At 40.3% G+C, this 26,826-nt stretch carries 26 protein-coding genes; 23 read left to right on the top strand and 3 right to left on the bottom strand.

All coding sequences use genetic code 11. The features are described from left to right. Positions 1–7: 7 nt before the first annotated feature. From NLX78_RS04120 to NLX78_RS04070, 11 genes are all read left to right on the top strand, one after another. Complete coding sequence (locus tag NLX78_RS04120) at positions 8–796, top strand: hypothetical protein (RefSeq protein ID WP_254349680.1); 789 nt, start codon at positions 8–10, stop codon at positions 794–796. A gap of 65 nt (positions 797–861) precedes the next feature. Further along, on the top strand, positions 862–1,287 hold the full coding sequence (locus NLX78_RS04115) for a hypothetical protein (RefSeq protein WP_254349679.1): 426 nt from the start codon (positions 862–864) through the stop codon (positions 1,285–1,287). A gap of 53 nt (positions 1,288–1,340) precedes the next feature. Then, complete coding sequence (locus NLX78_RS04110) at positions 1,341–1,484, top strand: hypothetical protein (RefSeq protein WP_179085966.1); 144 nt, start codon at positions 1,341–1,343, stop codon at positions 1,482–1,484. Positions 1,485–1,572: 88 nt separating this feature from the next. Beyond that, positions 1,573–6,987, top strand: coding sequence for a phage tail tape measure protein (locus tag NLX78_RS04105; protein ID WP_254349678.1), 5,415 nt, complete (start codon positions 1,573–1,575; stop codon positions 6,985–6,987). Then, on the top strand, positions 6,987–7,541 hold the full coding sequence (locus NLX78_RS04100; protein ID WP_254349677.1) for a phage tail domain-containing protein: 555 nt from the start codon (positions 6,987–6,989) through the stop codon (positions 7,539–7,541). The genes NLX78_RS04105 and NLX78_RS04100 overlap by 1 nt, the downstream gene beginning before the upstream one ends. Before the next feature lie 12 nt (positions 7,542–7,553). Then, the gene (locus NLX78_RS04095) at positions 7,554–7,964 is read left to right on the top strand and encodes a phage tail fiber protein (RefSeq protein WP_250268612.1); all 411 of its coding nucleotides are present in this window, start codon (positions 7,554–7,556) and stop codon (positions 7,962–7,964) included. A 9-nt stretch (positions 7,965–7,973) separates the two neighbouring features. After that, positions 7,974–9,473, top strand: coding sequence for a hypothetical protein (locus NLX78_RS04090; protein WP_483311668.1), 1,500 nt, complete (start codon positions 7,974–7,976; stop codon positions 9,471–9,473). Positions 9,474–9,526: 53 nt separating this feature from the next. Further along, positions 9,527–10,636 carry an acyltransferase family protein gene (locus NLX78_RS04085; protein WP_254349676.1) on the top strand — a complete coding sequence of 370 codons (1,110 nt, stop codon included), beginning with the start codon at positions 9,527–9,529 and terminating at the stop codon, positions 10,634–10,636. A gap of 80 nt (positions 10,637–10,716) precedes the next feature. Next, positions 10,717–11,346, top strand: coding sequence for a phage distal tail protein (locus tag NLX78_RS04080; RefSeq protein ID WP_254349675.1), 630 nt, complete (start codon positions 10,717–10,719; stop codon positions 11,344–11,346). Positions 11,347–11,358: 12 nt separating this feature from the next. Beyond that, positions 11,359–13,503: a phage tail protein gene (locus NLX78_RS04075; protein ID WP_254349674.1), complete on the top strand. Its 2,145-nt coding sequence runs from the start codon at positions 11,359–11,361 to the stop codon at positions 13,501–13,503. Positions 13,504–13,567: 64 nt separating this feature from the next. After that, on the top strand, positions 13,568–14,149 hold the full coding sequence (locus tag NLX78_RS04070) for a 2,' 3'-cyclic nucleotide 2'-phosphodiesterase (RefSeq protein ID WP_254349673.1): 582 nt from the start codon (positions 13,568–13,570) through the stop codon (positions 14,147–14,149). A 549-nt stretch (positions 14,150–14,698) separates the two neighbouring features. On the opposite strand, the gene NLX78_RS04065 is transcribed toward NLX78_RS04070, so the two are convergent. Further along, positions 14,699–15,304, bottom strand: a complete 606-nt coding sequence (locus tag NLX78_RS04065) for a CPBP family intramembrane glutamic endopeptidase (protein ID WP_254349672.1) — start codon at positions 15,302–15,304, stop codon at positions 14,699–14,701. 237 nt (positions 15,305–15,541) lie between these two features. On the opposite strand from NLX78_RS04065, the gene NLX78_RS04060 reads away from it, so the two are divergent. From NLX78_RS04060 to NLX78_RS04040, 5 genes are read left to right on the top strand one after another with little or no spacing between them, the layout of a single operon-like run. Further along, a complete protein-coding gene (locus tag NLX78_RS04060) occupies positions 15,542–16,312 on the top strand; it encodes a BRO family protein (protein WP_254349671.1) in 771 nt (256 codons plus the stop codon). A 39-nt stretch (positions 16,313–16,351) separates the two neighbouring features. Next, positions 16,352–16,573 (top strand): hypothetical protein, encoded by a 222-nt coding sequence (locus NLX78_RS04055; protein ID WP_254349670.1) that lies wholly within the window; start codon positions 16,352–16,354, stop codon positions 16,571–16,573. Further along, entirely contained in the window at positions 16,548–17,051 is a 504-nt protein-coding gene (locus tag NLX78_RS04050) for a phage holin family protein (protein ID WP_113050232.1), read from the top strand. Before NLX78_RS04055 ends, NLX78_RS04050 begins: the two co-directional genes overlap by 26 nt. After that, positions 17,029–18,003 carry a GH25 family lysozyme gene (locus tag NLX78_RS04045; RefSeq protein WP_254349669.1) on the top strand — a complete coding sequence of 325 codons (975 nt, stop codon included), beginning with the start codon at positions 17,029–17,031 and terminating at the stop codon, positions 18,001–18,003. The genes NLX78_RS04050 and NLX78_RS04045 overlap by 23 nt, the downstream gene beginning before the upstream one ends. Before the next feature lie 2 nt (positions 18,004–18,005). Further along, entirely contained in the window at positions 18,006–18,566 is a 561-nt protein-coding gene (locus NLX78_RS04040; RefSeq protein ID WP_254349668.1) for a phage holin, LLH family, read from the top strand. 45 nt (positions 18,567–18,611) lie between these two features. Here NLX78_RS04040 and NLX78_RS04035 read toward each other — a convergent pair whose 3' ends face one another. Then, the gene (locus tag NLX78_RS04035) at positions 18,612–19,037 is read right to left on the bottom strand and encodes a hypothetical protein (RefSeq protein WP_254349667.1); all 426 of its coding nucleotides are present in this window, start codon (positions 19,035–19,037) and stop codon (positions 18,612–18,614) included. A gap of 442 nt (positions 19,038–19,479) precedes the next feature. Between NLX78_RS04035 and NLX78_RS04030 the strand changes: the two genes are divergently transcribed. After that, a complete protein-coding gene (locus NLX78_RS04030) occupies positions 19,480–20,133 on the top strand; it encodes a hypothetical protein (protein ID WP_254349666.1) in 654 nt (217 codons plus the stop codon). A gap of 134 nt (positions 20,134–20,267) precedes the next feature. Here NLX78_RS04030 and NLX78_RS04025 read toward each other — a convergent pair whose 3' ends face one another. Continuing rightward, positions 20,268–21,413, bottom strand: a complete 1,146-nt coding sequence (locus NLX78_RS04025) for an SPRY domain-containing protein (protein WP_254349665.1) — start codon at positions 21,411–21,413, stop codon at positions 20,268–20,270. A gap of 237 nt (positions 21,414–21,650) precedes the next feature. On the opposite strand from NLX78_RS04025, the gene NLX78_RS04020 reads away from it, so the two are divergent. From NLX78_RS04020 to NLX78_RS26655, 6 genes are all read left to right on the top strand, one after another. Next, a complete protein-coding gene (locus NLX78_RS04020; RefSeq protein WP_254349664.1) occupies positions 21,651–22,079 on the top strand; it encodes a NucA/NucB deoxyribonuclease domain-containing protein in 429 nt (142 codons plus the stop codon). A gap of 173 nt (positions 22,080–22,252) precedes the next feature. After that, positions 22,253–23,305 (top strand): fibronectin type III domain-containing protein, encoded by a 1,053-nt coding sequence (locus NLX78_RS04015; RefSeq protein ID WP_254349663.1) that lies wholly within the window; start codon positions 22,253–22,255, stop codon positions 23,303–23,305. 180 nt (positions 23,306–23,485) lie between these two features. Beyond that, positions 23,486–24,532 (top strand): fibronectin type III domain-containing protein, encoded by a 1,047-nt coding sequence (locus tag NLX78_RS04010; protein ID WP_254349662.1) that lies wholly within the window; start codon positions 23,486–23,488, stop codon positions 24,530–24,532. A gap of 254 nt (positions 24,533–24,786) precedes the next feature. Then, positions 24,787–25,929 (top strand): hypothetical protein, encoded by a 1,143-nt coding sequence (locus tag NLX78_RS04005; RefSeq protein ID WP_254349661.1) that lies wholly within the window; start codon positions 24,787–24,789, stop codon positions 25,927–25,929. Between the two features lie 14 nt (positions 25,930–25,943). After that, positions 25,944–26,327 (top strand): hypothetical protein, encoded by a 384-nt coding sequence (locus tag NLX78_RS04000; protein ID WP_254349660.1) that lies wholly within the window; start codon positions 25,944–25,946, stop codon positions 26,325–26,327. Positions 26,328–26,693: 366 nt separating this feature from the next. Next, positions 26,694–26,777, top strand: a complete 84-nt coding sequence (locus tag NLX78_RS26655; RefSeq protein WP_223822117.1) for a putative holin-like toxin — start codon at positions 26,694–26,696, stop codon at positions 26,775–26,777. Positions 26,778–26,826: the final 49 nt, after the last annotated feature.

Raw genomic sequence — 26,826 nt, 5'->3', positions numbered from 1 at the left:
TAAGTTCATGGAGCCATTAGTATTTGATGGAGTCGGCACAGTCCAGGTATATGAGACTGGCGGAAAGTTGAAGTTTTTAGATGACAAAATCACGAAGGTAACATTGCAACTGCAATTCGACTGGCAGAAGGTAATGGGCGGCGACAGCGGCTATGCATTCCACTATACTGCTCAGGACTTGGCAGATAAAGCGAGCATTGAAATCCCGCGTTATTCAGACATTCTTGCGGAGCTGTCGCAAGGTGCTGAATCCGAAAAAGGCACAGTGAATTTTGACGAGACAGAACAAGGATTCTTGGACGCTACCAACGGATATATGCTAAAAGCTCCTGCTAAATTTGGAGGTACATTAGTCGCTGCCAGTGATAAGGTATACTTGAAAGATAAGGACACTGGTAAACTGACGGAGCTTACACGTGCGGCGGCTACTCCTACAGCAGAACAGTATGTCATCACTGCGGATGGTAAGATCACATCCGATACCGCCAATGATGATAAGCAAATCGTTGTAACATTCAAGTGGAAAAAGGAAAACTCTACTCGAAGCATGCTGAGCGGAAAGCGCCGCCCTAAACCATTTAAACTGGTTCATCGCTTCTCGCTCGTAGATGATCGGGATGGTAAAGAAGTTCCTTGCCAGTTGACCATCTGGAAAGCGCTTGGCGGAGGTACATTAGATGTATCCCAGGAGCGTAAAAAACCTACTAGTAACACATTGTCACTGGAGATCATGGAGCCGGATATCACGCCTGAAAACCCGAATGGCTTTGCTGTAGAAATCATTTTCGGTATCTAATCAATTACTACCCCAACCCCCTATCGCTCAGGTAGGGGGTTACATACATTGAGGAGGAAATTTAAATGACAGACAAACAATTGGATAAAACGCTTAATATAGGTTCAGAAATTCGGTTGGCAGAGGGCATCAAAAAGCATGTGAAGATCGGGACCATTGCATTGATCCGGCAGGTGCGTAAAGAAATGGACGGTGTAGTACACAAGTTTTCCTTTTCGATAGGCCGAAAAAAATGGGAGGCTACTGAAGACCGTGAAGCAGTTGACTGGCCTAAAGTGGAGGAAATGTACAAAAAGGTGTTTAATCTCGTGCTGGTTGAGGAAATAACGGAAAAAGAGTACGACCTGATTGACCAGGACGGTATTGCAGTACTGGATGATTTGTTAGATCGATTTCTATTGAGTCGTTTCCTCCAGATGAAGAGTCAGATAAGGAAGATGAGCAAGAGGAGTCTAATCCTGCTGAGGATGATCGTGAAACGGACTGGTTAGAACTTTGGGCTTTATGTGTGAGTAATGGTATTTCAGATTCAGAATGGCCTAACATGACTATTCCAAAAATTAGAGCGCTCATGAAGGCCAAGAACAGAAACCGGGAATTCGAAATCATTCTCCACGGTGGTAAGGTAGAAAATAAAAAGCCGAAGAAGGTCAAGTCATTATCTGATCTTGGATTCTTCGCTAAGTAAATTAGAGGCATCCGCAATTATGCAGGATGCCTCTTTTTCTGTATTCAGGTCAGGAAACTTTTCCTGAACCATTTGTGAGGTGAGTTAAGTGGCAGACTTAAATAAGGACGTAGTAGGCGCACGAATAAACCTGGATACCAGCAAGATATTACCTGCATTCAAGGTTATCGACAATGGAGCAAGAGCCAATGCAGAATCGTTTAAAATACTGAATGCTGAATTAGGTACAAGCGAAAAGAACTATAAGTCTCTCGCCAGTAGCGCGGATAAGTTTGCTCTATCAGCGGAGGAAAGAAGAAAGAAGATCCTTGCTGAATCCGAAGCTCTTGTTAAGCAACGCACTGCACAGGCAGAATTAAATACTGCTCGGAAGAATCAATTGGAGCAGGCTAATAAGATAACCGACGAGAAGCTTAGAGCACAACAGGCCATTGTAAAAAAGCGTGAGGATGCAATTGAGCAGCAGGAACGAGAGCATCTAAAACGGATGGAAGCCCTCCAAAATAAGGCGACATCAACCGGACAGAGAGCTGCTAAAGTTTCAGGGGCAGGAACGGATGATAAGACGCGTGAACGTGTCCTTATGCAAGAACAGGCTATTCGTATGAAGTTACAACAAATGGCTGATAAGGAAGCACAGCAAGCAAGGAAGAGTGCTCAAGATTATGAGAAGTTCTGGATTAATGCTTTACGGACCAGAGAGCAGAAGGAGGCACAAGTCCGAGAGAAGGTTCTTCAGGAAGAACAGAAAATCAGGCGTTCATTAAGCCAAACCGAAACGCAGATGAAGCAAACCTTTAACATTACGCCAAGTTGGATAGGCAAGCTTGGGGATATGGCTACCCATGCCGCTGTATTCCACACGGCATATGCAGCTATGCATAAGGTTCAGGAAGCCTTAAGAGAGGGTATAGTCGGCATTGAATCTAACATGGCGGGCTACGTCCAGACGAATGAGCATTATTTCCTTGAGTACAACGAGGGTACTAAGGAGATGGTGATGAACACTGAGAAACTGCACGACGAGACAACCAAGTTTATCCGGACGGCTCATGATCTTGGTTCAGAAATCATGGATGTTACCGAATCAGCACGTCTGTGGGGCCGGATGTATAAGGATGCAGGCGTTGTTCAGGAGATGGTACGCAAGTCAACAATGCTCAGTACCGTTGACCTTGTATCCTTGGAAGATGCGACGAAATCTATGGAGTCTACCTTTGCTCAGTACGGTGTACAAATCAAGGACAGCAATGACGCTATGGTGCTTGGTGGACGCGTACTGGATTCTTGGTCCAAGGTTGCCCATGATACGATGGCCCCGGCTAGAGACTTGGGAGCTGCCTTTGAACGGACAGGTAAGATAGCGGCGGAAACTGGCGTTTCATTTGACTTTATGAATGGCTTAATTTCAGCCGGTATACGTAACACGGCGCTGAGTGGGGAAAACCTGGGTAACATGTGGAAGACAGTTCTGGGTACGATCCGTACAGATAAAGCCGTTGCAGAGATTGAGAGATTAGGAGTTCAAACAAAAGAAGTTGTAAATGGTACAGAGCAGTGGAAAAGGGCAGAAGATATTCTGTTAGAGTTGTCGACCAAAGTAATCGACAAAAACTATGACCTTACGAAATCCTACGCGGATATTTCCCGCGGTGTTTACCAGTACGCTAAATTGGCTGCTTCCTTAAACGCAGGGGATATCTTGCTGGGTACAGCAGCGTCTATCGGTTCCACCGGATCGACAATGGAGTACTTGAAAGTTCAGATGGATACCATTCAGCGTAAAGCAGCTCAGACCAAAGCTTCTTTGCTTGAGATATTTAATAATGCAGGCGACGATGGCTTGAGAAGAACAATCAAGGATGTATTGGATGCAATTGACCAACTACTTATTGGACTAACAAAAGTGCCTCCTGGTGTATTTGAGGGAACCGCGGCTATTGGTGGGCTACTGCTTGCATATAAAGCTCTGAGCGGCCCGATCATGAATGTAATTGCTGCTGTAAAAGTATTAACGGCTACAAAGGCCGCGGAAACTGCCGCTATTGGCGCTAATACGGTAGCTAATAATGTTAATATCGTTTCCTCACAAGGAGCAACTCTTTCAACAGTTCAAAGGGTAGCTGCTACAGAAGGAGCTACAGTAGCACAAGGAGCTTTAACGGTGGCAACCGAGGGAGCTACAGTTGCTACGAAATCATTGTCTGTCGCCCAAGCCACAGCGACTGTGACAACAGCAGCCGCTACAGCAGGATTAAGTTTACTTGTTGGTGCAATAGCGCTTGTAGCGATGAATAGTGGTAAAGAAGAAAAAGCTGCGAGGGATCGGATTCAAAACTTAAAGGATGAGGACTCGGCATCGCAGCAAATGGTTAGCCAATATCAAAGACAGATTGAATTGTTGCCTAAACTGGCAAATGCTCATCGCTCACTTGAACAATCAATGAAAGCGGGAAGCATTTCAGCAGAGAAGGAAACACAGGTAAAAAAACAGCTTGAAGAGATTTCTAAGGCGCTGGTTATTACTCTTGGAAAAGAAGGGGCCAAGCAACTTGAAGCTGCTGGTTATACCGATGAAGCTGTACAGGTGCAAGTTGCTGCTTTGAACAAACTCATCGAGAAGCAGAATGAAGCTCGAAAAAATGTATTGAAAGATCAACAATCGCAACTACTCGACCAGCAAAAGCAAAAAATAAATGAAATCACAGAAGCTACAAAAGAACTGGAACGAGTAAAGAAGATTATCGCTAATCCAATTGGGAATTTTTTAGGGACAGGCGAGTTTAAGGAAGATGCAGCGAAGTTAGAAGAAAAAATCAAAACGTTAGAACAAGAAAATAACAAGCTCACTTTATCTGTAACAGAAGTAGGAGTAGCTTTAAGCCAAGCAACTATTGAAACTGACCAATTTGCTGGGAAAGCTGGAACAGCAACTGAAAGTGTTAAATCACAGGAGGAAGCCCTTGCCGATTTAAGAGAGCAGATTCAGGGTAATGGCAAGGCTATCTCTGAGATGAACACTGTTTTAAATGATCTTGCCAATAAACAGTCCATGAACGCAGAAGCTGCGGCAGAATTAATTCTCAAATACCCTCAATTAGCTTCGGAGATTTACAAAACATCTGAGGGATGGGCTTTTGAAAAGAATGCACTCGAAGTTGTTCGTAAAGCTAAAATACAAAAGGCTATAGATGATTTAAAGTCAGAAAAAGCTTCCAGTTTAAGTACAAAACTTGAGTCTGATGATCGTATTGCAGTTTATATTAAAGAGGCTGGAGCGATTAAAAGTCTTGCTGAGTTAAAAGCTAGATTGAATGGAGTTATGGCTCAAAGTTCATTAGAAGTTTTTAATAAACAAAAAGAACTTAACAACATGACCGGAGTGAAATCTTTCCTAAATGCTCCTTTTCAGAACCAGTTAAACCAAGATAAGAAAAACATGGAGCAAAGCAAAAAAGATATAGGCGAAATATATAGTGGATACGAGAAAGATATGAAGCAGTACGACACTCAGATTAATGCTTTAACCAAGCTATATAATGATCCTAAATTTGGTGTGAGTTCTTCTAGTTCAAAAAAAGCGAAGGGGGGTGGGGGCAAAAGAGGCAAGAGCGATGCGGAACGTGCAGCTGAAAAAGCAGCTAAGGACGCATCTGGGGCACGAAAAGATAGTTATGATAACGATCTTGATAACTTTAAGTATATATCTGAACGAAATGAATGGTCTATAAACCAGCAGATTGCAGGATACAAACGATTGGCTCAACGACATAAGCAGTATCTATCTGAAGATAAGGATGCAATGAAGCAATGGAGCCGCGATGTTCAGAAACTGAATGATTCCAGATTTCAGGAAGACGTTGAGAATCTTGAGCGAAGAACCGAGCGCATGCGGCAGGCCAATAAACAGGAAATTGAGATGGTTAAAACCAGTCTGGATTTCTACAAGAAGGAGCAAAATAAAAATTATCTGCTTCCTGCTAACCGTAGAGAGATTGCCAAACAAATCTACGATTTAACCGTCAAATACAATGAGCTGCGCTATCAAAACAGTGAGAAGTGGATTGATAAAGAGACTTCCAAAATGGAAATGGCGGGACAAAGCCAGATTGCTATGCTGAAAATGGAATATGACGCTTATATGCGTATGAGTAAGGCAAAGGATCGTACCGCCGAACAAAGTTTTGAGTTGCAGCAGAAGATTTATGAGAAACGCAAAGCTCAGGAAGATGAGTTCCTGTCCGATTTCCAAAAACGAATCAATTACCAAAAGAGTATGGAAGCTGTATCAGTTTCCGATCAGCTCAATTTATGGACAAAAATGCAGGCTCTTTACAAAGAAGGATCAGAACAGCGGATGGAAATTGATGTGCAGGTTCACGATTTGAAGAAGCAACTTTTGGAGGATCAGAAGAAGGCTGCTACTGAAGCTGCCAAGAAGGAAAAAGAAGCACTTGAAAAGACTCGGGATGAGGAAGTAAAGCGTATTGAGGCGGAACGTGAAGCTTTTATCGAAGCTCAGGACGCTAAAATCAAGGCCATAGACGATTTGCTTGCTAAAATGCAAACAGCCAACGAGGATGAGGACTATGATCGTGCTATGGCTGAGAAACAAGCTCGTCTTGCCTTGCTTCAATCTGCTGTTGGACCTGAGGGAATCGCGGAGCGAAAACAGGTTGAGAAAGACATAGAGGATATGCAACGGGAGCATAACCGCACGTTGGCTAAACGAGGGCTGGAAGATCAGAAGAAAAAGCTTCAGGATGAAAAGACCGAGCGAGAAAAGGATTACAATGACCAGATTGAAGCAGCAAAACAGCATTATGATCAGCTTGCTGAGAAATACGATGAGTATTCGGATGGAGTTGAATCCAAAGCTGAAGATTTGAAAAATACCCAAATCTCAAAAGAAACCGAGAAGAACGCGGAGATTTTGCGTCAGTTGGATCAGTTTATTGCTGACTATCAGATGAAGATGGCTGAAATCAATGCCACCTCATTGTCTACATCCTTGGATACAGGTTCCTCAATATCAGAAAAGGACAGCGATTTGGCGCGATACAATTCTAATATTGATAAATGGTATTCGGCAGGCACTTCTGAGAAGGCCAAGTTGCACGAAGAAAATGCTGCTCTGCGGAATAAGTATGGGATTAAGAAGGATACAGGCAAGCTTCAAAAATTCCATTCTGGAGGGATAGTCCAGGGAGAAAAGGGAGCTGAGGTGCCCGTCATTGCCCGAGAAGGGGAAATGTATTTGAATGGTCAGCAACAGAGCAACTTGTGGAAGATTATCAATTTTAAGATGCCGAAACTTAATTTTTCTATGCCTGACTTTTCTATGCCAATGGCTTCGGGTGGATCAAATCCGCAGCAAATTAGCAATCAGTTCGTAATAAAATCAGGCGATACTTATATTGAAGACGAATCCGCAGCAAAGGTATTTTGGACTGAACGAGATAATCTGGTGCGGAGGTTGCAAGCGAGGGGAGGTAAGTCTTAATGATCGAAGCTACGGCAGATGGTAAGTCCTTTAAATCCATTGGATTAGGGCTTAAAACTCACAATATACCTGTGCTGCCGCCAACAAAGGACCATTCTCTTGAAATAGCCGAGAGAGATGGGGAATTAGACTTTGGCAGTACTTACGGAGCGCGGACAATTAACCTTGAATGTGTGGTTATGGCAGATGATACAACCCTTGATTACCATAGGAGAGTCGCCCAAGTGGCGGCTCTTTTTAATGCAAAAAAAGGGGATATTATATTCACGTTTTCAGACTTACCGGGAAGGCGATATATCGGGCGCTATGCTGGAACATTAGATATCGAAAAAATACTTTGGGATGGCGAACTGACTATCCCGATTAAGATGGGTGAACATCCGTTTCCAGAGTCGGAGGAGAACATAAAAGAGATAATTATCACACAGTCTCCACAAACAGTGTCAGTTATTTCTACAGGGGATGAACGGGCGAGTCCTGTAATAGTACTTACCAACATTGGAAACAACGACATAAGGAATTTTCGTATTGCGAATGAATACCAGGTAGAGTAGGAGGTTTTTATATTGGCAGACATACTTTTGAGCAAAAGCAACTGGTGGAAAACAGCCTGTATTAATGCAGCCTTGCGGGGGATTAACTTTGCTTCTCCTCAAACGCTTTACATTGCCCTATACACCAGTAGTCCTACGGATGCGGATACAGGGCAAGAGGTAAGCGGTGGAGGCTATACGCGCCGTGCTGTGACGTTCTCAGAACCAGTTATAGTGGATCGTAGAGCCGTTACTTCCAGCGTGGGTGATGTCTCTTTCCCTATCGCTGGAGCAGATTGGGGCCTGATTACTCATATCGGCATCCGCACGGCGGCAACCGGGGGAAACCTTGTATACCATGGAGCAGTCAAAACACCGCGCACGGTGCAGACCAATGACACGCTTCGGTTTCTTGCTGGGCAAATAAAAGTAGATGAAGGGTAGGTGTGAAGCGTGGAAAAAATGTATCCACCAGTTGTTAATTCACCGAAAACAGAACTGACAGAGCTAGTTACAGACACGCAGACTGAAATCACAGTGGCTGATGCGTCCGTGCTGCTGCAAGGCGAGGGTATTGCGGTTTTGGGCAACGGAGATGTTGCAGAAACAATCACATATACAAGCGTAGAGGATAACGTTCTGAAAGGTTGTGTGCGTGGATATGAAGGCGTAGCGAGGGCATGGCCTGTTGGCACACGAATTGCACGTAATTTTACAGCTGCTGACTGGAAAGCGGCACAGACCAACATCAGTGAACTTGATGCAACCAATAAACGCATGGAAAGTGACTTGAAACTTATCTCTCCAGAGATTTTGTCTTTTCCTGCGCATGCTCCTTTTCGGGCGTGGCAGGGCGTTTGTACCGACGGCAAGTATATTTATCTGGTTACTGACAATCCCGAAAGTGGCATTCAGGACGATGAAAACATTATAAGTGTTTATGATATGTATGGTAACTTTGTGGATGAGAAAAGAAATGCATATACGGGTAAGGATTCAGGCGGTTTATTCATGTCTTTTGGTGATATAAGTTTCATTAACGGCCGTTTATATATAACGGTCTATAATTTAAATTCAGGCGGGGCCATACCCTATGAATCTAAAGTTGTTCAATATAAAACCTACGATGATGGATTCGATGAAATTAGCGCAACAGATATCGGGGCTGGAGCGGCAGAGTGCATTATAGACCATGACGAATACTTGTGGGTTAGTTATCACGACCAACAAGTAATCAAGAAGTTCAGTAAAACATTATCGCTTTTAGAAAGCTACCCTTTGCCAACAACCGCCAAAGCTTATGGTGGATATCAGGGTATCTTTTGGGAGAATGGAGCGTTATACGCAAATATGCACGGGCCTAATGCCAAGGGGGGTGAGTTCGCAGGTGGAATTGATAAATTCACCTTTACGAATAATACTTTTTCCTACGTTGAAACAATTGTTCCGCCTACTTTTGGTTCGACACAAGGCATGTGCAAGTATAACGGGGTTTATTTATTCAATGATCGAGCGGAGAATAAAGTAGTTATAGTGAAAAATTTAAAAATTGGCGAACTTGAATTATTAACCCGTTCCAATATTAAGAATAATTTTATCAAGCCAGAGCTTGCAAACAATTGGAGTCTGTTTGATCCAGAACACGATAGAGCACCAAGATATTATAAAGATAATTATGGAAGAGTTCACCTCTCGGGTATCTGTAAGAATGCGAATGTCGATGATATTTCAAAATATATATTCCAACTGAAGAAAGGATATCGACCTAAATACAGTTGCAATTTTATTGTTTGGGCAGAAAATAGTCCAATACGGCTTAACATAGTGGGTAATGACAGCAGTTCACCAGCCGCTATGTCTGGACAGGTTCTCCCATCGCCTTCTGGAGCTGGATGGACGTCTCTTGAAGGTGTTAGTTTTCTTGCTGATCCGGATGATAAAACAATCGTTTAGTACCCGTTATACATGGTATAATTCAAGTATAAATCAGAAAAGGGGTACTTTTTTTGAGGAATTTCGGCTTGGATGTGGCAAGGAGCATTGCTATAATAATGGTTCTAGTAAGCCACAGTAGAATGTTTTTCGGGAAATATGATTTGCAATGGTTGTCTTATAATGGCCTCATTGGAGTTGAAATATTTTTTGTCCTTAGCGGTTTTCTCATTGGTAGAATCATTATAGACACGCTAATTACTGATAACAGTTGGGGTTCCTTAGTAACATTCTATAAAAGACGTTGGATGCGTACATTACCACTTTACTTTTTTGTGACATTTATGCTCGTATTATTAGGGAAAGACTTTCATTGGAGCAATATCATATTCTTACAAAACTTCAATGCCTCTCATTTGAATTTCATGCCTGTTTCATGGAGCCTAGCAATAGAAGAATGGTTTTATTTAATCATCCCACTATTATTGATTCTGATTTTCAGAACACTAAAGCCAAAAAACGGAGGCAGAATGTTTATCTCAGTTTGTATAGCAGCGATTTTAGTTATCACTTTAACTAGAATAATTTATGTACAAATGTATCAGCCGACATGGGACTTTGGAGTTAGAAAACAAATATTTTTAAGATTTGACGCTTTATTATTCGGCGTAATATTAGCTGGAGTAAAAACCTACTACAAACAGTTTTATAGCGAGATCGAGAAAAAGAGCAATATCTTATTAGTAACATCAATTGTGGGGCTGGTCGGTTGTGCTTTGTTTTATGTACTTTATCTTGAAGCTGGTAAGGATTATATGAACCATTCCTTTTTTGGAAGGACTTTATTTTTTAGTGTTATTACCGTGGTAAGCGGGATTATGATAATTTCATTAGAAAGTAACAAGTGGATCAATCAGCTTCCGATTAACTCTGCTTTTTATAAATCAGTAACATATATAAGCATAACAAGTTATGCTGTATATTTAGTACATTATGAGTTGTTTATTGCCGTACAGAAGTATATGACTGACTCGTCTAATTTAACGCGGGCTTTCATTCTTATTTTATGCATAGTGGTTGTTTATGGGGTAGCCTATTTACTTAACACTTATATTGAAAAACCATTTATGAAATTAAGAGACAGAAATACTTCAAAAAATAATTTTGTAATATCTAAAAACTAAAATGAAATGACCAGATCCGTTTGATGGGTTTGGTCATTTCATTTTTCAGGGAATTTTTCCTTGCCTGATAGGAGGACGCTATGTTTAATGGTGGATTTAATAGCCTTGGATTTAATACAGGGGATGCAGAGGGGAACGTAATAGACCTCTCTGTTTCTTTATCCGGCAGCGGGCAGATGTATTCCAGAAAGGTAGAGACGGACGGAGCTGAAAGTGATAATGCTTTTAACCTTACGGCATTTAACGTTACGGAGCCGGGAACGATCACTGAATATATATTGGACTTTAATTTAGATATGACAGCAGCGGCTAATCTGTCTGGTGAAGGTCAGGCGCAGGCTGATTTTGTACGTGAGTATGCCTTGGAAGCTGTACCGATGTCGGGCGAGGGACGTATAACGGATGCTGTGTATATCCGTGAAATCTTAGCGCAGGTTGTGCCTATGTCCGGTGAAGGAAGGATGTCGGCGGAGCTGTCCAAGTTCCATACGGATTTCATCGAATTTACAGACGCATTCAAGCCGGGAGAAGTCATTGTCATTGATTCTGGTAAATTCAAGATTACTAGGAATGGTCAGAATGTTTCCCATTTGTATAATGGCGACTTTTTCGATTTGAATCTCGGTAACAACAACCTGACCTGGACGGACCCTGAGACAGGCAGGACGGTCTTGTTCCGCATTACACACCGAGATAAATACTTATATTAAGCGAGGTGGATTATGCCTACTCCAACTATGCAAGTGTTTGATAAGAATATGCGGCGCGTTGGAACGCTAGTGGACTCTTATGACATTCAGCGGCGGCGCAGGATCAACAGCGACTATGAATTAACCTTTATGGTCCCGATGACCAGCGAAGACTATAGAGAGAAGATAGCAATCAAAGGTCACGTTCGAGACGAGCGTGGCCAATTTTATGTCATTCAGTCTCGTAGCCGATCACGCGAGGGAAAAAAGCTGACTGCAAATATCTACTGCAACCACATCATGTTCAAACTTAATGATTACAAGTTTCCTTATGCTTCATACATTGCAGAAGCCTATGGTATCCATATTAATCAACTCACGGATCTAATTACGGCAGCTACGGCTGGGAAATTCAAGTTCGTGATTCACGATACTTTTGATTTGCATGACGTTAAGGATTTCGGGCGAGGTACATGTTTGGAAGCTCTCAACAAGATCATTCAGATGTACGAGTGTGAAGTTGAGCCGGACAACTTTGTAATCAACCTGAGAAAAAAGATTGGGACTGATAGTGGCCTTCAATACAGACTCAAGAAGAATATCGTATCTAGTTCCTTTAAGGATAAAGGCGAGTCCTTGGTGACCAGGATGTTCGCTCAGATGAAGGACGGACGAACTTTTATCGGAATGGATGCGTCCAAACTGACGGACGAGGAGCGGAGTTTGCTTTCCGGTGTGCCGGGAACGATCGTAAACGGGAAGCTGTCTGTTAACTATTTAATTTCACCTTATGCTCAATATTGGGCCAGCGAGTCGGTTCCTTTTTACGATGGGGAAATCATTGAACAGGACATAGAGGAACCAGAGGACTTGCTAAAGGCTACACGTAAGGCGCTTGCTGAACAGGAAAACGTGACTTTGGAGGTAACCGTATCGACGGCGGACCTGTTCAAAATAGACAATACTGAACCTAAACCAGCTTTAGGCGACAATGTAATGTGCATTGACCCGGCTATGGATATGAACAAACTCAAAGCCCGAATTACAGAACTTACAGAGTATCCGTATAGCAAAGACAAGCACAGTGAGCCTACCATATCCAATGTCAATTTACGTGACTATGCGGATATCATTTCTGATCTGGAGCGGAGTAAGAATATTATCAATAATCTGTTTTCAAATGGTAAGATCCGAACGGAAGTGTTTGAATCCTTTGCAAAGCAGGCCGTGATCGACATTGATAATTCCAAAACAGAAATTAAATACGATCAGCGCGGTATCGTCTTGCAGGATCAAACCAACGCATTGAACCAGGTCATTATGACTTCAAACGGTGTTGTTCTGACAACAGATGGAGGCAAAACGGCAAGAACAGCTATTACAGCGCGTGGGGTGGTAGCCGAGCAGATTGTCGGGCAACTGGGTAACTTTGTATCTTTGGTTATTGGTAGCGGTGATAACGTAACCAAAATCAATACCAACGGAATAAGTGCTGGAAATGACGACTATACTATTGCACCGTTCAGGGTAGATATGCAGGGTAATGTAGTAGCTAGATCAATCAAGCTCACAGGCCAAATTGACAATTCAGAAATGAACGCTTCAGATATTAGGGCTAGTACAGTTAATGCAAGTACCATACGAGGGAGTAAGTTAATCGGTAATGAGATCGAGGGCGGTATTATTACAGGAGCTTTATTCCGTACAGCCAAGGAAGGCAGACGAATAGAGATAAACTCCAATGGCTTGACTGCTTATAACTCAAGGGGTGGGGAGTCCATTTCTTTAGGTCAGTATAATGATGGTGCTGCTCTTTTGTTTATGGATAACGGAAGTCCAAGAGGATCGGCTTACGGAGATTCAGATGGGTTCCATTTAGGGAATATGGCTGGAGTTTATATCAAATCCACAGATGACATGGTTTATTTTGACGGTGAAGTAGATTTCAGTAATGCGACAGTAAGCGGACTAAAGATAAGTGCCGTTGAAGGCGTTCAGAACAAATTGACCAGTTTACAAAATGAAATTGGAGAAATTCGCGGCGATCTTTTTAACGGTTTAATCATTAATGCAACTTTTGATCCGGGTACTAGAAATTTAAAACTATACAGTCAAGGAAGAACGGTAGTCACCGTCAATATTCCAGCAGGCGGAAGTTCTAGTAGCTCGACAACATGATGTTTACTGTATCTTCTGCCGATGGTAATATTAGGACATATATACTATGCAGGAGGTACGGTTAATGAAGAAATGGTCTTATTTGCTTAGTGGTGTATTGATTGGTGCGGTTGTTGCTACGGCTGGCAGTGCATTTGCGGATCAAATCAAATCTTTAGTCGGAGAGAAGGTCGCTGGGGAATATGTAGTCAAGGTAAATGGAAATTCACTTTCCGAAAATGCCATAGTCGTTGACGGGAAGGCGCACGTACCTTTGCGAGCTGTAACCGACTCTTTAGGAGTGAACTTAAAAGTGGATGGAAAGACAATTCAAATTGATTCATCGAATAATTCTTCTTCACAACAAGCAAATGCTGAAGTGAAAACTGTCTCAGGTAAATACCAAGGATGGCCTATTTCTAAGTTGGAAGAGAGGAAAACTGAACTTGAGAAATTTGTAGCAGATACAGAAAGTGACAAGGGAAATATGGTGAAGTCTCTTGAGATTTCTTCTAAGAAGACAGAATCTACTTCAGATAAGTTTGCGGAAATCAGAGAAAAAAATGTTGAAGAAACGAAGAAAAATATACAAGAAGCTGAAACAAATATAGCTAAATATAAGACTGAACTAGAAGAAATAAATAAAGCTATAGCGGCATTGAAATAAAATAAGTATTACCAAGGTATTAAATAAAATACAACAGAGATATATAGAAAGACCTCTCCGTTCTGGAGAGGTCTTTACTCTTATTTATACACATACTTAGATCCCAAGCCCCAATAATCATAATTATAATCCCTTGGATGTTGTATAAGGTGTTTTGAGCGTTCAATCCAGACATTAAGCTCCTTAGTCTTAGCGAAGGTGCTCACCTTTTCTAATAGTACGGATAATTCTTTAATACCTTTCTCTTCTCAAGATTCAACAACATCACCAGTGAAAACATAAAGACTACTTAGAAAAAAAGGAATGTGATTGCATTTTTCGTCATCGACAAAGCTGCATATCATGGGTATGTTTTCAAAGCTATTCACAGCTAGTTCCCAATCCTGGTCCGGTATTTTCATATCGCTGTATGCCCATATTCTAATGTCCTTTTGGTTTGGGTTCCAAGCATGTTGGGCATCTCTCCACATTCTTATCCATCCTTTTCAATTGAGTTCTCATTCTCCGATAGTGCAATAATGATTGCCACCTTAAAAGGAATAGGTAAATTCACTGCCTTAAATAAATAAGAATATTATAGACACTATGTGCAATCGTTGGAGCCCATATCGAAGAAGTCTTTTTATATATAAATCCAAGAATGTATCCTACGAGAAATATGGTCACATAGTTAAGAAGTGAATATCCTGAAATAATACCTATTGGAAAGTGTACCCCCATAAAAAGTATGGCTTGTATAAAGTTATTTCCTTTTACCCGATGGTCTCTTAGTTTATTCATAATGAATCCTCGGAACACCACTTCTTCAGAAAATGCCGCTAATGGTGTAATGATCCATCTGATTCCTATGTCAAATCTAAAACCATTAAAGATAGTAACCTCGATTACTACCAATAATAATCCAATAATTCCGCCAATAAATACTCCCTTGATAATATTTTGTTTTAATTTTATGTAGTCAATGATTTGTTGCAACCTTACTCGATCGATATATACGAAATAAATGACTACCAGCCCGATCCAAAAAATCAGTTTTATTAAGAATGATATCAAATAAAGATTCAAATCAGATATTTTTGGATGGAATGTTAGTTCCTTAATTGTCCAGCCTATGTAAAAAAACAATATAAAGAGAATAAGTTTACTTTTAGTCATTTTGTTGTTTCCTTTAATAAATTTCAGCTGATAGTTTAATATTACCATAAATTGTTCTGTAACTCTAATATCTGTAGTGATTTTGTATTGGCGTTTATTGGGGATAAATAGAACACTGTTTCTCTTAAAATCCGCAGCGTTATAGCACTAGAACCAATTTAAGATATAAGTATGAAAGCCTCTGATAAATCAGGGGCTTATTTTGCGTCTCAAAATAAATTATAGGAGTGAAAAGGGATGAATAATGGTTTAGCTGTTTTTGAAAATCAGCATGAAGTGACAATACTGACAAGGGAAGACGTAGGAATTGATTTCAAAGGTGACTTTTTAATAAGTGCAAAAGATGTTGCTTCAATCCTGGAGTACCAAGGAGAGAAAGCGACTAATAATGTATTGAAATTCTGCAAAGAATCTCATATATATCGAGTAAAGAATTCGGACATTCTGAATCGGAATGTCCGAAAAATGAATAATGCAGGAGAGGCTTTTATAACAAGTTTTGCTTTGAATCGTGTACTTGGACAATCTGGTCAATCCAAGGCTGAAACGTTTCAAGATTGGTTATATGAAGATATTCTTCCTTCGATCCAAAAACATGGTGTTTATGCAACAGATGACGTAATGGATAAAATACTAAACAATCCTGACTTCGGAATTGAACTTTTGACTAGACTCAAAGAGGAGCGCACTGCCAGAGTAGAGGCTGAAAGAACAAATGCAATTCTGATGCACGTTAACAAGACCTATACTGCTACGGAGATTGCAAAGGAACTCGGATTTAAGTCAGCAATTGCGCTTAACCATGATTTAGGCAATCGAAAGATTCAATTCAGACAGAATGATACATGGCTACTGTACAGCAGATACGCAGATTGTGGTTATGTTGAAATCAAACAAGAAGTTCTTGATAACGGAAAAGTGATCTATCACCGTAGATTTACTCAATTAGGCCGTGAATGGCTTGTGAAAATTTATAATAAGGAGCAATTAAAGGCATCTGCTAACTAAAGGTGTCTTTTTTTGTGTCCGAGGGAGGTGATGAAACCCGTGGCAAAGATAAAATCCACATTGGATATACAACTAGATCTAACCAGACCTATTGAGGATTTGACTGATATCATTTCTGCTGTAATTGCTTCACAACCACATAAACGTAAAGAAATACTTGAGGGATTGGATATAGCAGTAGGAAATGCATTAGCAGAGATACAGGCCCAAGAGGAAAAGGAACAGAAAGTAGACGATGATAGCTCAGGAAAAGTTTCCTGAACAAAGAGACGGGGGAAGCAAGGTGGATAAGTGGGAGGTTTTTAAGTTCAGCACTGCTTTAGGAAGTAGCGCTGTGACGTATTTTTACGGTGGGTGGTCGGGAGTATTGGGGGTGTTACTTGCTCTGGTCATTATTGACTACGTAACTGGATTATTCGCGGCTGGCGCTGAAGGTAAGAAGGGAACCGGACCCGGTTTGAAAAGCAAGATTGGTCTTATCGGTATCGCTCGAAAGGTATTTATCTTTGCAATGGTAGCAGTATCCCATCTGATTGATGGAGTTTTAGGCGATTCGCACCTATTCCGGGATGCGGTCGCCTATTTTTATATGGCAAATGAGCTGCTTTCGATTCTGGAAAACGGGGGCAGGCTTGGAGCGCCAATACCACCAGTGATCCGACAAGCGGTTGAGGTTCTAAAAAGTAAAAGCGGAAGTCAGGAAGGGGATAGGGAAGATGCAAGCAAGGAAAAAAGGTAATGCCCAAGGAATAGACGTATCCCGTTATCAAGGAAAGATTGATTGGAAGGCGGTCAAGGCAAGTGGCATTTCCTTTGCCTTTATTAAGGCCAGTCAGGGTAAGTTATACCGCGACAAAACATTCATCGGTAATGCACAGGCTGCACGAGCTGTCGGAGTCCTGGTCGGGGCCTATCACTATTTAGACGATTCTGCGAAAACGCCAGAGGATGCCCGAAAGGAAGCTGCAAACTTTGTGAGCGCCATTAATTCAGCCGGAGGCATCACGGCCTTCGATCTGCCGCCGGTTATGGATTATGAGTCCAACAAGTCCGGATTAAGCAAAGCGGCGCTTACAGCCGTAGCTAGGACATTTCTGGCGGAAGTTGAGCGGCTTACTGGAGTACGACCAATCGTGTACACATATCCTTCGTTCATCGGTAATTTCAGCGGTTTATCAGATTACCCATTGTGGATTGCCCGTTACAGCGCCACACAGGTCCCGGCTGGCGCATCTGGTTGGTCACGCTGGGATTTCTGGCAGTATAGCGATGGCTCGGCTGGTGGCACACGTAAGGTGGCTGGCATCGCTGGCCCGGTGGATCTGAATGAGTACAACGGCACGGTAGACGAGCTGCGGGCGCGGTTCGGTAAGGGAACTGCTGCACTGAAGAAGGAGTCCGTAAAAGATTCTGTGTTCCAGGTGGGTGGTAAGACGCTGGGAAAGGCGCTGCTGTTTGGCTCGAAAACTCATGTGCCCCTGCGGGCCTTGGCTACGGCTCTTGGGGTATCTTGCAATTGGGATAACTCCAATAAGGTGGCGTATTTGGACGGTCGTAAATTGCAGTCTGTGCAACTTGTTGAAGGTGCAGCTTACGTGCAACTCCGGCTAATTGCAGAATCTTACGGAGCTGAGGTTTCATGGGATGCCAAAAATAAAATCGCTGCTTTGAAATTGAAAGGGGATAAATAATCATGCAAACACAAACCATTATTGAAAATGTACAACCTTACGTAAATACCATCGTCACAGCCGCTGCGGGTGTGCTTACAGCATTTGTTTTAGGAGGTCTGAATAAACTCAAAACTAAGGTTAACGTGTGGCTAGAAGCGCGTACAACGGCAGCACAACGTGAGGTAATCCATAAAGTAGCAGGAGAGGCATTTGCACTTGCTCAAACAGCATTTAAAGAAGCTGGAGGAGAACGTAAGCTTCAGGAGGCTTTGCAGTATGCTTCACTTACTCTTACCAGTCAAGGTATTGTAGTATCCCAAGTAGAGTTAAGGTCTGCAATTGAGAAGGCATATCTGGAGTATAAGGCTAAGACAAAGACAGTGCTGACTACCGAAGCTCAGCCAAGTGAAGAGGCGACACAGGCCGCAGCTAAAGAAGCTGTATCTGGCCTGGCTGCAAAGCTTAATGATTTCTTGGCACAGGCTACAAGAGAGGTAGCGCCAGGTGCTCTAGTTCAACCTGAACCTAAGCCTATTTCAGCGCCGATAGAAGCTGTTCAAACGCCTGTAACTACGGAGTAAGGTAAAGCAAATACCCTACCGCTTTTGCTGGTAGGGTAGCTTTTTTTAATAATATATATCGTCTTCTGTTGTATCATACGACTTTTTGAAATTAATTTTTTTCTTTTTTATATATATTATTATTGCTAAAAAGGACAAGGGGATTGGAACATAGGTTCCATAGACATTTATAAGTTCTTTAGAGAAATGTGTAAAAGACAACACTATAAAAGAAACTACACAAAATAATAAATAGAATAATAAAAGGCCTACTAATAAATTTATAAATTGAAATATGTTAACTAAAAGGCCCTCTTTGTTTAGGTACCAACCAAGAAAAGAAAAAAGAGAGCCGAACAGGGCAGCAAATAACAATCTTATAATGTAACTTAGCCATACTATATCAGTATACGAACTGATATAAATCCCTAAAGCTCCTCCAACAACAGCACCAAAAATTCCAACTATTTTAGTAAGTGATAAACCATTCATGTTTGCAGTTCCTTTCTCGAATAATCAATCTTTTTTATATCCAAAGATTACAAAAGTTCTTGATATAGTCTATCAGGCCTAGGAATATTTTTCTATATATATTTACAAAATAGTCCAATTGTATTATGCTGATAACAATACATACGGAAGCACCGTTGTGCAATCCGAAAGCATCGGTGATACCCTGCTGGCATACGCTGGTGGGGTATTTTTCTGTTTTACAGGGGGAGGAATACATATGTTTAAATGGATATTTACCGTGTTGATAACAGTCCTATTAGCTGGAAGCAGTGTACAACAAGACGTTGTAAAGACCACTAAAGCGACCCTGTAGCCGTTCCAGTAACCCAGGTATCAACGGGTCATGGGTAAATGCTACCAAAAGGAATAGTGGGAAATGACGATAATATAGATGAATAGATAAAGAAGCGAGATGAAAATTATGAAACCAATAATAACTGTTATAATTTCAGCGCTATTACTTTCAGGATGTTTCGACAGTTCATTTGACACGTATATGAGAAAGGGTAAAGATGCACTGATAAATGCCAACTACAATGAAGCCATTAAAAACCTTGATAATGCACTTATAGAAGAACCGACTAATAAAGATGCAATTGCGCTGATGAAAAAGGCAAAAGAAAAGAAGGAAAAAAGCGAGAACAAGAAAGTTATTGATGACTTTACAAAAGATACAGAAGAAATGTATAGAAAACTAAAGTCGCTTGGAGATGGCATCAATACAATGGTTGATAATGTAACCTATGAAGAAGCGTTATCCAAGGTGGAAATTCTTAAACCGATGAATGAAAAGTTAGTAGAACTAAATCCAAAGTGGCAAGATGATAAAGTAGTTGGTGAAGCGTTTAGTAACTTGGTTTCTGCATACCATAATCTAAATTTCACCTATAGACTTGTTATTGAAAGCACAGAACAACCAGAACCGGAGATTACTACTACAGGAAATGGAGAAGTTAGCGAATTCGAAGCGGTTAGAAATAGAAAGATTCAACCTAGCTTAGCATTCGTTGATTTCAGGCAAAATATGGAGTCATATAAAAACACAATCAATAAACTAAAAGATAACAATCAGTAACTCAAACACCATGAATAAAAGCTCTACTAACCTTAATTGGTCGGCAGGAATTTTTTCGTTGATCAGTTTGAATTTAGAGTAGATGTAAAGAAGGACTCTAGTGGCATATAGCGGGATAGAGTCCTTCTTGTTGTTTATTTAGTTGAGTACTCGCTTACTTCAAACGTCAGTATTTTATTGAATATAACATAGTCCTTGCGATTACTGAATGGTCCTTTGTTGTTATTGTGCTTATCAATGGCAAAGAATGAAGGACCTCTACCTGCATCTTTAGCGTCATACCAAGCAATGAATGCACTGAGTTCTTTTTTACTTAGATCAAATTCTTTATCAAAACCATTGTCCATTGTTACAGTCAGAATAGCACGGTCACCAGTTGGTTGTGATGGTTCGGTTGGTTCGGTTGGATCTGTAGGTTCAGACGGATCAGGCGTGGATTTCTTTAAAGTAGTAGCACTAGCTTCATTTGATACAACTTGATCCGTGGATGAGATATTTGTTGTAACTACGTAGTAATAGGTAGTGTTTTCTTCAACCTTATTATCAGTGTAAGTTGTACCAGAAATATCAGAGGCTAATTCTTCATACGGACCTCCAGGGGTTAGCGCTCTTTCAATTTTATAAGTCGTAACTCCCGGTATTCCATCCCACTTCAATTGAATGTTTTCTTCATTACCTGTTGCAGAAAGAGTTAATGAATTTTCAGGTTGTTGGTAGGGGAGAAACCCTTCTGGAATGCTATACGTGAACGGAGTTGCACCGAAATTTGCATCAAACGAAAAGCTACCAGTTGTTCCACCTGTGATCGAAGGAGTCACAATCTCTCCTGGAAGATCGCTCGGCTTAAAGGTGCTTGTATGAACGAGTACACCATTTTTATACCAGCTGATCTTATCATCACTCATATTTAACGCCACACCAATAACGTCCTTAACTGTGTAGGTTTTTCCAGAAGAAACTATACCCGGATAAGTGTTTCCGTTTGCAGCATAATACATCCAATTCTGAAGAGCTGATGCACCTGCTCCATTATATATTTTACCTTCACCAACGATACCGATACCTGTCGAGGCATTTGATTGAGCATTTACTGTTACTTCCCAATACCATTTTCCTTTGGTTTTTCCCACATTTGCTTTGGTTCCATTTTCATTTACGGTGACTGAAACAGAATTGCTCTTTTCCCATACTACGTTTTTTGTAGCAGCATATGCCGAGGAACTAATACTTATTAAAGTAAAAAATCCCAGTAGCAATAATGACGTAATAACTCGCTTCAAATTAATCTCTCCTTTAAGCATTTATTATTATGCGAGTTTAGCAACTTTTATATGGGTTGTCTAAACATTAATGACTATATATTCAAAAATAAGTTTAAATGTGGTTTTTAATTTCCGAAGTAATGAACTCTGCCAGAAAACTGGTAAGAGTCTTTTTATTATGCGACAACATATGCGATACTTCGACATGACTCTCCAATTAGTATAGAGAAGATTTAAATACTATGGAGGTGTCATATGATAAAAGGAATCGCGCGAGGATTAATTGTATTTTTACTGGCGTCTATCTTTTCCGTACAAGGTGTTTATGCAGAACCTGTTTCGAGAAGTGTACAAGCAGCAACTGAGTACACTCTGGATTTCCCAAGCTCACGCTACCCTGAAACCGGAGCACATATTAGAGATGCAATAGCAGCCGGACATTCTGCTGTATGTACTATTGATAGGGATGGAGCGGAGGAAAACAGGAAGGAGTCGCTAAAAGGCTATCCGACTAAAAAAGGATATGACCGCGATGAATGGCCTATGGCAATGTGTGCTGAAGGTGGAGTAGGTGCTGATATCCGATACATAACCCCTAGTGATAACCGGGGAGCAGGATCATGGGTAAGTCATCAGTTAGATAAGTATACTGATGGTACAAAGGTAAGATTTATCGTGAAATAAAAACAAGGACTCAACCAGTATAGAAGCTGGCATGAGTCCTTTTTTATATCCAATAAAAAATAAATATGCAAATATATTGATTATATTTATAAATCAGCAAGTTTATGTTTAGACATGCTTTGAGGAATATATTACCTTAGTATCTGTTCAATAGATTATAGGGGGAGAAAATATTGAAAATTCGATTTATAAAGAAAATAGGTATCTTGTTTGGAGCTTTATTACTTGTAACGGTCACATTTTTAAATTCAAATACGTATGCAGCATCAATCGGTGAGAGATTAACTTCCCACGAAGAAGGTTGGGAAAGATATGACGATATGGATCCTGCCATTAAGTATGAAGGTAATGGATGGGCATATGTTACAAATGAACCTAATAGTGTTTATGCAAAAACAGGTCACTATATGAAACTATCTGGAGCAACAACAAATGCCATAAAATTCAAATTCTACGGAACTAAATTGCGAATTATTGATCTATATTGGACCAATAGGGTAAACAATGTGACCATAGAAATTGATGGCAAAGTTTCGACATATAATCCAAATAATCCTGCAAATCTGTATCAAGTACTTGTGTTTGAAGCCTTAGATCTACAACCCGCTGTTCATGAAGTAAAGTTAACTACGAATAGCACAAATAATATATTTTCGCTTGATGCAATAGATACTGATGGAAAATTGGTTGATATCTACACTCCCATGAATCTTGTAACCTCCCCTGGAGACGGTCAAGTTACATTAAACTGGGGTCAGGTTCAAGAAGCTGACGGTTACACAGTCAAATATGGAACAGAATCAGGCAAATATACTGAAACTGCCACAGCTACAAAAGACGTATATGGAAACTTCGTCATTCTAGGTCTGACCAACGGAACAAAATACTATTTTGTGGTCAGTGCTAAAGTTAATGGAGTAGATTCTAAATATTCCAACGAAGCATCTGCCACTCCACAAGGAGGAGGAGGTCAAACTGATCCTGAGCAACCAACAGGAAACCGTGCATTTCTGGTAGTCACCATGACAACAGGATTGGAAAAAGAATTCGACCTAAGCATGAAAGAGGTGAACGACTTTATTGCTTGGTATGAGGGGAAGCAAGCTGGTTCTGGATCGGCTTCATATGTGATCAATAAACATAATAACAATAAAGGACCTTTTAGCAGTCGCAAGGATTACATGCTGTATGATCGCATTCTGACTTTTGAAGTAAGTGAATACTAAATAATATGCAACACCAGGCCTGAAAAATGGTAGGGAAAAGATCGTCTTTTCTATAGAAATTGTTGGTACCTACCCAACGAACCAGAACGAAGACGATCTCATGAACAACGGTCTGTCCATTTGCGGGTAACATACATTGTAGTCAATTACTGTTCAATAGATTACTTAGGGGGAATATTTGTGAAGATCGGTTTTACTAAGAAATTTGGTATTTTGTTTGGAGTTCTTCTGTTTGTAATGGTTACGTTTTTAAACTCAAGTTCCTATGCAGCTACATTAGGTCAGAATCTTTATACTTATGAAAAGGGCTGGCATCGTTACGATGATGCTCATAAGTTCATCAAATATCATGGATCATGGTATCTATTCAAAGATGGGATCAAACTATCCGATGGGGCCATACATCAAACAAGGGATACCGATGCGTACATTTCTTTTTCCTTTAAAGGTACACAATTGAGAATTCTATCAGATAATTGGGATTCTAAAACTAAAAGAGCCGTTATCTCGATAGATGGAAATGTTGAGTATTTTAGTGAATATTCTAAGACTGCTGGACAAACACTCGTTTATGAGAAGAAAGCTTTGACTAATGCGATTCATGAAGTAGTGATTAAGCTAGAAAGTGCCGATGGACTGTTAAATTTAGATGCGATTGATATCAATGAAGATGGAATGCTTGTGGATAATGAGGCTTCGATAAAGCTTAATGCTACTGGAAATGATAGTCAGGCTACTTTAAACTGGGACCAGGTTCAAGACGCTGAAAGCTACACGGTCAGATATGGAACTGAGTCTGGTAAGTATACGGAAACAGTAACAGCAACAAAAGATGCATATGGAAACTTTGTTATTCCCGGTCTAACTAACGGAACGAAGTACTACTTTATTGTAAGTGCTAAGGTGAATGGCGTTGATTCTGAATACTCCAATGAAGCTTCGGCAACTCCACAAGGAGGAGGTAGTCAACCTGCCCCAGAGCCAACTACTGGAGAGCGTGCAATTCTGGTGGTCACTATGACATCTGGCTTAGAAAAAGAATTTGATCTGAGCATGAAAGAGGTTAAGGACTTTATCTCGTGGTACGAAAGCAAGCAAGCTGGTTCTGGATCGGCTTCATATGCCATTAATAAACACGATAACAATAAAGGTCCGTTCAGCAGCCGTAAGGACTATATGCTGTATGATCGTATTTTAACGTTTGAGGTAAGTGAATACTCTAAATAAATCAAAAAACTCTGCTAACCTTAATTGGTCGGCGGAGCTTTTATCGTTTTTAACAGGCCTGTGTTAGGCTGGATTATATTTCGTTTTAGCTTCTTCATATAATTTGCCGAGGTTACGAAACTCAATTGTCGTCCTTTACCACGTTGAAAATATGTTTACTATTTAATATTTTTCGTATATATTAATATTTGGAAATTAGTTTTCATAAATTTTTCCTACAAAACCAGATTAAATTAACAAAGGAGATTATTTTAATGAGTATTTCATTAAGAATTGAACGCAAATCCGGTGGTGAGCCAATTGAGTTTGTAAAAGGTGAAATCACTGGCTTTACATATAAGAATAATAGTTCCATAAACCTTTCAGCTAAGTCTACAAACTTGGCTCATTCGCTACATATTCGAAGCAAAATTCCGCTTCATTCGCTTCCTTCAGTTATAGGCAATGCGGATAATTCCAACATGCTGTATACATGGGCAAATACAGAATATAAACCTGATAGTGAGGATTACTATCGCAAATGTAATATCCAAATCGTTAGAAATGAAAACACAATCCGAGATATTACGTTTACACACGCTTATGTAGTTAAGTATCAAGAACAGATTGATACCAGTAAAGAGATCCTTGAGTTTGAACTTGTTCTAAAACAAAAAGAAGATCAATTGGGAAAAATTCAATACAGTCCTCAGTTAGAACCTAAGGAAACAAGAGAAAAGGATCAGTCTGATGTCTCGCAAAAAGTACTGGAAGGTGCATATAGTAAGAATACGTTAGTATATGCAGGAAATATTACTTTTCCGTTTGAAAATCCTATGGTAGAACTAGAAAAGACTTGGGTACGAGGCGTAGAGAAGGTAAAAGATTCGACAGACAATGTAATACATTATCCTGATCGTAAAGCATTTACATTAGTAGCTGTTCCTATAGCTCGAAAAAAGTACGGGGACATCACAGCCAATTTACTTAAACATTCACTTGATTACAAACCAGGAAATTTAAACTTTAACGAATGGTCATACGAGGCGCAGCAAGTTAAAAAATCTAAAGAGCACATCGCCATAGTTAATGCCGCAGTCAAAAAAGCTAACGCTAATAAAGTTAAAAGTTTTTCATATAATGGATCTGAGGGGCTAGAAAGTAATAGAGATTTATATAATGCTTTTCATAACATGTATTATAAAATAAATGGAGATTACGTTCACGGGCAATGGAAAATTACTGCAATATATTATGATGTATATAATTTCGAATATAATTTTAAACAAATGTTTACTGGGGATAACAAACTTGGTTGGGCTGCGGCCAATCTAACAAATTTAATGGAATCATGGGGAACGCTCAATGAGTATACATCTTATGTTACAGTAACTGATATAAGAAAAGCTTGGAAGTGAGGTATGAATTGCAGATGAAGCGTAGATACATCATTATCTTGATTGCTATACTAGTTACAACTTCTACTCTAATTTTCCTGGTGAGTTCTGGAGATAATACGAAGTATAAATATCCATCAGGCAAAGATACCGTAGAATATTTTGGTGACGGGACTTTTCAAATTTTTAGAGGAGGGCCGCACGACCCCTTAATACTTTATAATCATCTTGCTGATCCACTGGAAAATGCTGTTGATAATATTGTGTCATATAAGATAAAAAAAAATATCGTATATGTGGTTGGTGAAAATGGCTTCATTAAATTGGATTCAAGTACCAACACGTACGAGCAAAAGAAACGGATTAACGACTTTACCTCCAAAGATAGAGAGATATTTAATAAATTAATGGAAAAATAGAAGTCATCATGAGCAAATGTGGTAGCAAGGGAGCTTTAAGTAGTTCACAAAGGTTAAGTTAACATACTCTTTAGGTTGAGTATCTCTTTTAATTACAAGTAATGAAGGACTCTCATACTTGCAAACGGAACAATAAATAGATACATAATAAGGAGAGGTCTTATAGAGGTAGGAAAATATATCTGTCCTTACAGTGGTTACAAAATCTTAGACGATGAAGCGTCTGGAACACTAGTTGAAAATTGAATTCTATTGATTAGACAAGTCTCGGGACCTACCTAGGGCTTGTTTGTGGTATAATCTGGATTGTGCGACAAAACAGCTATAAAGGGTGGTCGGCTAATCTCCCGGAAGGGAGGTGACGCCATGGAAGTTAAAGACACGCTGATGTTGATGATTCAATTCGCAACGTTGGTGATTCTGATACTTTCTTTCCATAAACGGAAATAGACCGCCCTGGCGAGGATACGGTCTATTTCTGGATCAAACCTCAATTGCT

The organism is Paenibacillus sp. Lou8.1 (genome assembly GCF_024213565.1).
Classification (GTDB): Bacteria; Bacillota; Bacilli; order Paenibacillales; family Paenibacillaceae; genus Paenibacillus; species Paenibacillus polymyxa_B.
The sequence above is the reverse complement of the archived record's forward strand: the minus strand, read 5'-3'. Positions and strand labels throughout refer to the sequence as shown.